This is a genomic window from Adlercreutzia equolifaciens, assembly GCF_029076695.1.
GTDB classification, from domain to species: Bacteria; Actinomycetota; Coriobacteriia; order Coriobacteriales; family Eggerthellaceae; genus Adlercreutzia; species Adlercreutzia equolifaciens_A.
Genome location: NZ_JARFIK010000268.1, coordinates 1 through 315, shown reverse-complemented (window position 1 = coordinate 315; position 315 = coordinate 1). Strand labels below are relative to the sequence as shown.

Genomic DNA, 315 nt, shown 5'->3' with positions numbered 1-315 from the left:
GCTTGATGAGCCGACCGAGCCGTGCCAGGCCGAGGTGGTGCTGGCGCCGGGCCAGGAGGTGTCGGCTGACGGGGCGGCCGGCAGCGAAGGAGCGGCGCGTTCGCGGGGGGCGAAGAAGGGCGCGGAGGGCCTGAAGGCGCGGTTGCGCCACGATATGGCCGTGGCTGAAATGGAGGCTCCCGAAAAGGAGGGCACTCGAGCGGTCGATGACGAGGCGAGCACTTCCTCGGCGTCGGACGAGGCCGAGCCTTTGGCTGCGGCCTTTAAGCGCGAGGCACGGGCCATGCGCCGCAAGTACCTGGTGTGCGGGGCGGC

Annotated in this window: 1 protein-coding gene; it reads left to right on the top strand. The window is 71.4% G+C overall.

The window, feature by feature from the left end:
- Window positions 1-315: hypothetical protein (locus PZH32_RS12360; RefSeq protein ID WP_275208545.1), on the top strand; the 315-nt coding region annotated here is incomplete at both ends.